This is a genomic window from Roseovarius sp. MBR-79, assembly GCF_053628555.1.
Genome location: NZ_JBRJGP010000012.1, coordinates 132,156 through 140,979, shown reverse-complemented (window position 1 = coordinate 140,979; position 8,824 = coordinate 132,156). Strand labels below are relative to the sequence as shown.

Below are 8,824 nucleotides of genomic sequence, written 5' to 3'. Positions count from 1 at the left end.
CCAGTATTTGGCACCATAAAGCGACCACCAAAGCCCGAGCAGCGCCCACCCGCGGTCGGGCCCTCGCGCGGCTCCACCAATGTCCCCTTCAGGCCAAAACATCCCCAACGCAACCGCAACATGGCGCGCCGCTCATAGCCACTCACCCTGTCTCGATGACAAAGACGCAAGCCGCCGCCCCCCGCGCGCAGCAACTCACCTCGCGCACGGCGCATTTCGCGCCGACCAGCCGCCGAAACAGTGCCTCGAATACCGCGCAATGCCACTCGCAGCCAGGCACCGAGAGCGGGTTTGCCCGGATCGTCAGGCGCGCGGGCGCGATGCTGACCTCGCCCGATCCGGCAAAGGTCCAGGCATGGGCGGCCATGGCGCGCATGAGGATCGGCGCGGCAAGGCGTGCGGGCAGCAACCGCAACACGAGTTGCGCGGGCGCAGGGATGCGGTGGCGCAGGATATAGCCCCCCGTGCGCGCCCCTGCATCGCGCGCCACCGCGCGGGCCTCCGCAGGCGAGAGACAGGCGGGCAGCGCACGCAAAACCGCCGCCGCCGCCTGCTCGGGGATCATCTCCTCGGGCGGGGCATCGAGATAGCCCGCACAGCCCGCATGGCCCAGAACCCGCTCCGCCAGCGCGCGCCCGCCCCGCGCCTCGAGCGCGGCCACGGTTTGCAGGATCGCGTTTGGCCCGACGCGCGCGCCGTGGCTCATTCCGCCGCCGTCTGCGGGCGCAGGATCGGCACGTCATCGGCCATCTGACCGCCCCCGCCACAGGCGCGCGCCCCGGCCTGCGTGGCCGCGAGATCGGCTTTTTTCGCCTTGATCTGCTCGCGCACGCTGGCCTTGCGCTCTTGCGCGCGGCGCTTGCGGTCGGCCATCGCGTCCCAATCGGCCATCTGCGCATCGGCGATCCCGCGCGTGTCGTCAAAGTGGAAATCCACTTGTTTCTTGGACTGCGGCCCCCAGTAACCCACCTTGCCCAGATCGTAGAATGTCCGCGCGAACCCCGCCTTGGCAAAGGCCTTGAGACAGCCCAGCAGGTATTTCCGCCGGAACCCGCGCCCCCGCCACGGGTAATGAAACAGCGCCTTGTTCATGTAGAAGCGCCGGTAATTGTGCATCACCCGGTCCAGAAGCGTGGCACGGTCCATCGCCGCAGGCTTCATGATGGGGGTGACGAAATTGTATTTCTCGAAGTCGAACACCTCGACCTTGTCGCGCAATTCCTGAAAGAGCGGCGTGAACGGCCAGGGCGTATACATCGTCCAGTTGGCCAGGTCGGGGTTCCAGTCGCGGGCGAAACGATAGGTCTCCTCCAGCGTCTCCTCGGTCTCGTTATCCAGCCCCACGATGAACTGCGCCTCGGTGAAGATATCGGCCTCGCGCAGGAGGCGAATGGCCTCCTTGTTCTCCTCGACCTTCGTTTCCTTGTTGAAGAGATCAAGCTTCATCTGTGCGGCGGCTTCCGTCCCGAGGCTGACATGCACCAGGCCCGCCTCGCGCCAGAGCGGCAACATGTCCTTGTCGCGCTGAATGTCCGTCACGCGGGTGTTGATGCCCCATTTGACGCGCTCCGGCAGGCCGCGCCGGATCAGTTCCTCGCAGAACTCGGTGAATTTGCGCTTGTTGATGGTGGGCTCCTCATCGGCGAGGATGAAGAAGCCGACACCGTGGTTGTTCACCAGGTCCTCGATCTCGTCCACCACCTTTTGCGGGTCGCGCACGCGGTAATCGCGCCAGAATTTCCACTGGCTGCAAAACGAACAGGTGAACGGACAGCCGCGCGCCAGGCTCGGGATGGCAAGCCGTGTGTTCAGCGGGATGTAGATGTATTTCTCCCAGTCGAGGATCGACCAGTCGGGCGTGATCGTATCAAGATCGGCAATCGTCGGTGCCGCAGAGGTGGCGATGATCTCGCCCCCCTCGCTATAGGCGATGCCCTTGATCCGCTTTCGGTCGCTCTGCCAGCGCCCATCGTCGATGGCGCGCACCAGATCGAGAAAGACCTGCTCGCCCTCGCCACGCACGATCACGTCGATATGCGGGGCCTCCGACAGGACCTGCCGATACATGAAGGTGGCATGCACGCCCCCCAGCACCGTCACCGCCTCCGGCACCACCTCGCGCGCGATCTCCAGCACCCGCTCGGCGCGGTAGATCGACGGCGTGATCGCGGTGCAACCGACGATATCGGGTTGCAGCACGGCAATGCGGTCGCGCAGCTCGTCCTCCTCGACATTATGCGTCATCGCGTCGATGAAGTGGATGTCGTCATAACCGGCGGCCTTGAGCGGCCCGACAAGATAGGCCACCCATGCAGGCGGCCAGTTGCCGGCGATCTCGGCCCCGCCGGAATGATAGTTCGGATGAATGAGAACCAGTCGCATGAGCGCCTCCCTTGTGTCAACTTAGGTTGACAGGGTGGGCGATTCAATAAATTGACATGGATCAATCAGGCGCGGATTTCCGCCGTGTTTTCCGCCCCGGCGAAGATCTGCGCGGCGTGACGCTCCAGATAGATGCGCAGCCAGGGCGTAAAGGCCGCCGGATTGTTGGCGATGCGCAGCATCAGCGCGGCGCGGCTGATCCAGTCCACCGCCATCACCTCTTCGGGGTTTGGGCGCGGGGTGATGCGCGTCGTGACATGGGCCACGAACACCTCCACCACCTCATGCTCGATCAGACCGCCGCCCACATCGGCGCGATATTCCACCTGCCCGCGCGGGCGCAGGTCCAGCCCGGTGATCCCCAACTCCTCGTCAAGCCGACGCTCGGCACAGGCCAGCCCCGCCTCGCCCCAGCGCGGATGGGTGCAGCAGGTATTCGCCCAGAGGCCCGGCGTGTGATATTTCCCCAGCGCGCGGCGCTGGATCAGCACCTCATCGCCATGGAGCACGAAAACCGACACCGCCTTGTGCCGCAGCCCGCGCCGATGCGCCTCGAGCTTTTCGACGGCCACCAGATCGCCGCCAAGCCAGGTGGGGATCATGTCGCTCATGTATAGACCGCCGGCACCAGCCGTGTCAGGTGGGCCAGGTTCTTCAACCCGATCTTGACATGCGCAAGGGGCCGCGCGCGCACCAGTTTCTTGTTCATATAGGCCTCGAATGTCAGCCGCTGCACGTCGATGTCATGGCAGAGCGACACGAACCGCTCGCGCCGCTCGTCCGACCTGTAATAGGCATTCTGCATCGAGGCCAGCACCCGGAACACGGTCTTGTGCTCGCGCATGAAGAGGCCGCGCGCCAGCCGCAGGTCGCGCACGCGCCCCGAGGCAAGGCAGGCGCTTGCCGCCGCCGCCGCCACGCGGCCGCCGACCATGGCGTAATAGATGCCCTCGCCCGAGCTTGGCGCCACCACCCCCGCCGCATCGCCCGCCAACACCACGTCGCGGCCATTGTCCCAGCGATCCAGCGGTTTCAACGGGATCGGCGCTCCTTCGCGCCGGATCGTGGGGCAGTCGCTCAGGCCAGAGGCCGCGCGCAGATCGGCAGTGGCCTGCTTGAGGTCCACCCCCTTGACCATCGACCCCATGCCGACGCTTGCCGATTTGCCATGCGGGAACACCCAGCCATAGAAATCCGGCGAGATGCGCCCGTCATAGATCACGTCGCAGCGCGCGGGATCATAGGCCCCGACCGCAGCCGGTGCCTCGATGATTTCATGATAGGCAATCACATAGGGGATACGGTCGCCCCCCGGCACCTCGGCCCGCGCCACACCCGAGCGCGCGCCATCCGCGCCAATCACCAGCCGCGTGAGCGCACGGCGCTCCTCTCCGCTGGCCTTGTCGCGGAATATCACCGCGGTGCCCGCCGCGTCCCGCTCGATCCGCAGCCAGGTGCCGGTCAGCCGCTCTGCCCCCGCGCTCGCCGCCCGCGCGCGCAGGAACTCGTCGAACCCCTCGCGGTCCACCATCCCGACAAAGCCATTCTCGATGGGAATATCCACATGCCGCCCCGTGGGCGAGATCATCCGCGCCGTGGTGATCTTCGCTACAAGCTGATCCTCGGGAATGTCGAAATCGGCAATCAGGCGCGGCGGGATCGCCCCACCACAAGGCTTGATCCGCCCTGCCCGGTCCAGAAGGGCCACCTTGTGCCCCGACCGCGCCAGATCCTCGGCCGCTATGGCCCCCGAGGGCCCGCCGCCCACAACAACGACATCATACATGCTCATTCTCCCGGCACTGGCACCGCGCCGCGCGCATGCCCATGATCAATCACCCGCAGCGCCAGAAGCGCCGCCAGCACGAATAGCCCCGCCTCGGCGTAGAACACCGTGCCGAAACCTGCGGCGTCATTGCCAAGGGCTGCGCGCATCACATCCGCCGCCGCCGCCCCCGTCAGCCCGCCGAACCCCGCCGCGATGGCCTGCGCAGCACCCCAAAGGCCCATCCGCGTGCCCTCGCGCGCCGCGCGCCCCTCGCCCGCCAGCGCCATCATCGCGCCGATGGCCGCGACCGCGAACATGCCGTTGAAGAGGCCCAGCGCCACCACCGCAGGCACCAGCGCCACCGCCACCCCTGCCGCGCCGAGAAAGGCGATCACCGACAGCGCCACCGCCGAGCCAAGGCACCCCGCCACGACCCAATGTTTCAAAGAGCCAAGCCGCAGCCCCGTCGCGGCGATGCCGACGATCAACATGCCGAGGAAGACGCCGCCATTCTGCGCGCCCGAAAGCTTCGTCGATTCGCCGGGCGTCATGCCGAAGACGAGCCCCGCATAAGGCTCCAGGATCAGCTCCTGCATGAAATAGGCGGTCATCGACAGGAACACGAAAATTGTGAAATTGCGCGCCGCCGGTTCCGCCCATATCTCGGCCAGCCCCTCGCGGAACCGCATGGGCCGCGCCTCCGGTGTCGGGGCGGCGCCCGTGCGCCGCTCGATCCCGGCAATGGCCAGCGATGTGACCACAACCGCGCCGACGCCCACGATGCCCACGATCTCCAGCAGGCGCGCGGGCGTGTAGGGGTCCAAGAAATGCCCCACCGTCGTCGCTGTCACCGCGATGCCCGCGATCATCATCAGCCAGGTGATCGTTGCCGCCGCCGCGCGACGCCGTGGCGCGCAGGCGCTTGCCAGAAGCGCCAAGAGCGAAGTGCCCGAGGCCCCCGCCCCCAGCCCGATCAGCGCATAGGCCAGCACCGAAAGCACCAGACCGGGCGCAAAACTCGTCGCCATCCACACCACGCCCAGCGCCGCCAGCCACGCGCCGCCGCCCAGCACCGCCATGCCGCCGATGATCCACCGCGTGCGGTGCCCGGACGTGTCCGACAGGAACCCCCAATTGGGCCGCGTGATCTGAATCCCGTAATGCAGCCCCACCAGAAGACCCGGCAGAACGGCGGGCAGGGCCAGTTCCACCACCATCAACCGGTTGAGCGTCGAGGTGGTCAGCACCACCACCGCGCCGAGGCACATCTGCACGAGTCCCATCCGAACGATCTGCACCCAGCTCAGGCTCATCCCAATCCTCCCAGCCCGCGCAGGGCAAACGCGGCCATCATCATGCCGCTGACATAGGCCATCACGCCGGTGCCATTATACCACGGCGCGCGGCCCTTGGGATCGGAGAGAAGGACGCGCATCGCCAGTCCTTGACCGATGACAAGCGCGCCAATGGCGGCAGCGTGAAGGGGCCGGTCCCAGCCCAGCAAGAGCGCGATCACCACGAGTTGCGGCACCACCATGACCACGCAGGCCACCCGCGCCGCCCGTTCCGGGCCAAGCGTGACCGGGAGCGAGTTGACCCCCATGATCCGGTCGCCCTCCAATGCCTTGAAATCGTTGAGTGTCATGATGCCATGCGCGCCAATGGCATAGAGCGCGGCCACAGCCACAACCTCGATCGCGGGCGCGCCCGCCGCCAGCACGGCGGCCCCCGTGAACCACGGCAGCCCCTCATAGCACAGCCCCACGAGGCCCGGCCCCCAGACGCCCGAGCGCTTGAGGCGCACCGGCTCGGCGGAATAGGCCCAGGCGGCCAGCACCCCGAACACCGTCGCGCCAAAGCCCCAAGGCCCCAGCGCAAGCCCCATCGCCATCGCCAGCGCGCTCATCGCCAGCGCCACCCACAGGCCCCAGCGCCCCGGCACCCGGCCCGAGGGGATCGGGCGGTCCGGCTCGTTGATCGCGTCCACATGCCGGTCGCACCAGTCATTCGCGGCCTGACTCATCCCGCAAACCACCGGCCCTGCCAGCACCATGCCCAGCAGCACCAGCCAGGGGGCCGAGCCAATGGGCACACCGGACGAGACGACACCGCAGAGATAGGCCCAGATCGGGGGAAACCACGTCACCGGCTTCAGCAGCGTCAATAACGCGCGCGGCTCGGGGTATCGGCGGCGGGGGTGTAAGGTTGTGGCGACACTCATGTGTCAATTAAACTATACATTCCGAGTCGCGGAAAGGCTTTTCTCTCAACGCGGGTCCCCGTCTCAATCGGAACTGTTGAGCAACCCGTATTTGCGCAGCTTCACATAAAGGCTCTGTCGCGACAGGCCCAGCATCTCGGCGGCGGCGACGCGGTTGTTGCCTGTCAGACGCACGGCGGTCTCGATGCACATCTTTTCGACCACGTCCGACGTGGCCGAAACCAGTTCTTTCAAAGAGGCGGTGCCGACAAGGTCCATGACGCTTTTCATCGCCTCGTCACTGACGCCGACCGCGTCCACCGTCACTTCGGCGGCATCGCGCGCCGTGCTTTCACGGAGGATGAAGCCAAAGCCCAGATCAACCCCCCGCTGCCGCAACCGCGTGACCGAAATCTCGACCGGGGCGCGCGTGCCGACCACGCTTTGCACCTGCGCGGCATAGCGGCGCATCCGGCCGCGTTTCGTGGCCCCCTCCATCAGGAGCTTGAGATCGACCGAGCCGCGCACCAGGAAATCCGCCAGCGATTCGCCCTTGAGATCGCGCAGTTGCGCCGCGTCCGCCAGCACCAGAAACGCCTCGTTCGCCTCGCGGATCAGACCCTTGCCATCTGTCAGCACGATCGCATCGCTGGCATCGGCATAAAGCGTCGCCAGCGCGCCCGTGAATTCCGGCCCCGCACCGTCGCTGTCATCCATGGGCGCGATACGGCAAAGCATGTAAAGGTTGCCCGCCGCGCGGAAATATTCCGGCAGAACCTTGAGCACGCGCCCGTTGCGCCGCGACACGATGTCGATGCCGCGCATCTCGTCGGCCACCGCCGCCGCCTGAAGCGCATCAGCCAGTTCCGCCCGCCTGCGTCCCTCGAAGACCTGCGCAAACGAGGTGCCACGCAGCGTATCCACCTTGCTTCCCAGAAGCTGCGCCGCCGCCGAATTGATATCGCGGATGCGCCCCGGCTCCGGCTCGATCAGCACAAGCGGCGTCTCGGACGCCTCCAGCACGACGCGGTAGAACGTCTCGGTGCCGCGCAAAAGCTGCCCGTCACGCTCGCGCGCGGTCTGTTCGGCCACTAGCCGCTGCTGCACCTCCGCATAGGGCTGCATGTCACGCCCGAGCAGCAAAACTGCGCCCTTCTCGCCCGCGCGGTGCAGCGAGTAGCGCACCGGGGCTTCCCAATTGGCATTGTCCACATGGTTGATCTCGATCGGGCGCGGCTCCAGCCCCGGATCGGCCCGCATCAGCGCCACACGCTCGGAAAATTTCTCGCGGCTCTCGGGGGCCAGAAAATCCTGAAAGCAGCGCCCGACCCAATGATCCAGGCTGCCCAGAGACGGGCTGTCGGCATTGGTCGCAATGCCCTCGACAATGCCATCGGGGCTCAGCAGGACTGCCATATCCGCCGCCTGCTCGACCAGCCCCGGAATGTCCACGACAGTCGGCAGGTGCCCGGCCCGCAGCCTTTGGGATGTCTGCTCTATCTTGCTCACCGTCTCACCATCCCCAGCCTGGCCGTTGCGGGATTATTCACGGTGCCTGCCTCAATTGACGTGGTGCGCCGACAGAGGCTCCGATACCGTGGCCAATCCGCATCGCTCTATCGCTTCGCGAACCGATTTAACGGCGAAATCCGCACCTGTCGTCTTTTCAACGGGCGCTCGTTCCGACACGATCCTGCCACCTATGACAACCGGGGGCAGGTTGTCCACATGCTCCCTGAGGAATTTGACCAGATTTCCGGCATTTTCAACCGATTTCCACGTCGAAAGTGACAAGGCCACCATGGAAAAGCGACTTGTGCGCAAAACCTCGGCAAGCTCGCGCTCTTCCAGCCCGATGCAGAGCCGCACCCAGACACCGTTGCGGCGGAAATTGTCGGCGGCCACAAAAGCCCCCAGCGAATGCTGCTCGAAGGCCGGAATGACCAGAAGCACCGATTGTCCCAGCGGGATGCTGCGGTCGGGCCAGTGCCCCTCGCGCCCCTCGCCCGCCGCCCGGAACAGTGCCTGAAGCCGCGAGGCGCCAAGTGTCACATCGATGAAACTCGCGCGGTCCGAAATCCACATCTCGCCGAGCCGATGGGCGGCCGCCGGCACATATTCCTGATAGAACCGCTCTGACGAAACCCCGCTAGACATCAGCGAGGAGATCACCGCGTGATGGCTTGTCTCCGCCTCCGACATCAGCGCCTCGCAGAAGCGGTCCACCCATTCGTCCCGGGTGCGCGGGCGGTTGTCGGTATAATTCGACGCCACCTTTCGGATCGCCGATTCCACCAAAATCCGTATGGCCGAGCCTTGCGGGCCGCGTGTTCCGGACTTGTCGTGCTTTGTCTCGTCTCCCATGAGTCCCTCCCATGGATGCGGTGTTGACCCCGTCCGGGGCCATACCCGAACACATCTTCACCCGTTCCCTCAACTGTGCGCGCGGTCGGTGGCACTGTCAATCATTGCTG

Annotated in this window: 8 protein-coding genes; all 8 read right to left on the bottom strand. The window is 66.1% G+C overall.

Annotated elements, in window-relative coordinates; translation table 11 throughout:
• Nucleotides 1–142 precede the first annotated feature (142 nt).
• Nucleotides 143–706 (bottom strand): bacteriochlorophyll 4-vinyl reductase, encoded by a 564-nt coding sequence (bchJ, locus tag ACSSV8_RS13790; protein WP_454282818.1) that lies wholly within the window; start codon nucleotides 704–706, stop codon nucleotides 143–145.
• Nucleotides 703–2,382: a magnesium-protoporphyrin IX monomethyl ester anaerobic oxidative cyclase gene (gene bchE, locus ACSSV8_RS13785; protein ID WP_454282817.1), complete on the bottom strand. Its 1,680-nt coding sequence runs from the start codon at nucleotides 2,380–2,382 to the stop codon at nucleotides 703–705. The genes bchJ and bchE overlap by 4 nt, the downstream gene beginning before the upstream one ends.
• Before the next feature lie 65 nt (nucleotides 2,383–2,447).
• On the bottom strand, nucleotides 2,448–2,993 hold the full coding sequence (gene idi, locus ACSSV8_RS13780; RefSeq protein WP_454282816.1) for an isopentenyl-diphosphate Delta-isomerase: 546 nt from the start codon (nucleotides 2,991–2,993) through the stop codon (nucleotides 2,448–2,450).
• Nucleotides 2,990–4,168, bottom strand: coding sequence for a geranylgeranyl diphosphate reductase (locus ACSSV8_RS13775; protein WP_454282815.1), 1,179 nt, complete (start codon nucleotides 4,166–4,168; stop codon nucleotides 2,990–2,992). Before ACSSV8_RS13775 ends, idi begins: the two co-directional genes overlap by 4 nt.
• A gap of 2 nt (nucleotides 4,169–4,170) precedes the next feature.
• On the bottom strand, nucleotides 4,171–5,463 hold the full coding sequence (locus ACSSV8_RS13770) for a BCD family MFS transporter (protein ID WP_454282814.1): 1,293 nt from the start codon (nucleotides 5,461–5,463) through the stop codon (nucleotides 4,171–4,173).
• The gene (chlG, locus tag ACSSV8_RS13765) at nucleotides 5,460–6,371 is read right to left on the bottom strand and encodes a chlorophyll synthase ChlG (RefSeq protein WP_454282813.1); all 912 of its coding nucleotides are present in this window, start codon (nucleotides 6,369–6,371) and stop codon (nucleotides 5,460–5,462) included. Before chlG ends, ACSSV8_RS13770 begins: the two co-directional genes overlap by 4 nt.
• Before the next feature lie 63 nt (nucleotides 6,372–6,434).
• On the bottom strand, nucleotides 6,435–7,859 hold the full coding sequence (gene ppsR, locus ACSSV8_RS13760) for a transcriptional regulator PpsR (protein ID WP_354539162.1): 1,425 nt from the start codon (nucleotides 7,857–7,859) through the stop codon (nucleotides 6,435–6,437).
• 51 nt (nucleotides 7,860–7,910) lie between these two features.
• Nucleotides 7,911–8,714 carry a cobalamin B12-binding domain-containing protein gene (locus tag ACSSV8_RS13755; protein WP_454282812.1) on the bottom strand — a complete coding sequence of 268 codons (804 nt, stop codon included), beginning with the start codon at nucleotides 8,712–8,714 and terminating at the stop codon, nucleotides 7,911–7,913.
• Nucleotides 8,715–8,824: the final 110 nt, after the last annotated feature.

Bases quoted from the DNA above. Each gene is read 5' to 3' on its own strand.
- bchJ (WP_454282818.1), bottom strand. From the start codon at position 706: ATGAGCCACGGCGCGCGCGTCGGGCCAAACGCGATCCTGCAAACCGTG.
- bchE (WP_454282817.1), bottom strand. From the start codon at position 2,382: ATGCGACTGGTTCTCATTCATCCGAACTATCATTCCGGCGGGGCCGAG.
- idi (WP_454282816.1), bottom strand. From the start codon at position 2,993: ATGAGCGACATGATCCCCACCTGGCTTGGCGGCGATCTGGTGGCCGTC.
- ACSSV8_RS13775 (WP_454282815.1), bottom strand. From the start codon at position 4,168: ATGTATGATGTCGTTGTTGTGGGCGGCGGGCCCTCGGGGGCCATAGCG.
- ACSSV8_RS13770 (WP_454282814.1), bottom strand. From the start codon at position 5,463: ATGAGCCTGAGCTGGGTGCAGATCGTTCGGATGGGACTCGTGCAGATG.
- chlG (WP_454282813.1), bottom strand. From the start codon at position 6,371: ATGAGTGTCGCCACAACCTTACACCCCCGCCGCCGATACCCCGAGCCG.
- ACSSV8_RS13755 (WP_454282812.1), bottom strand. From the start codon at position 8,714: ATGGGAGACGAGACAAAGCACGACAAGTCCGGAACACGCGGCCCGCAA.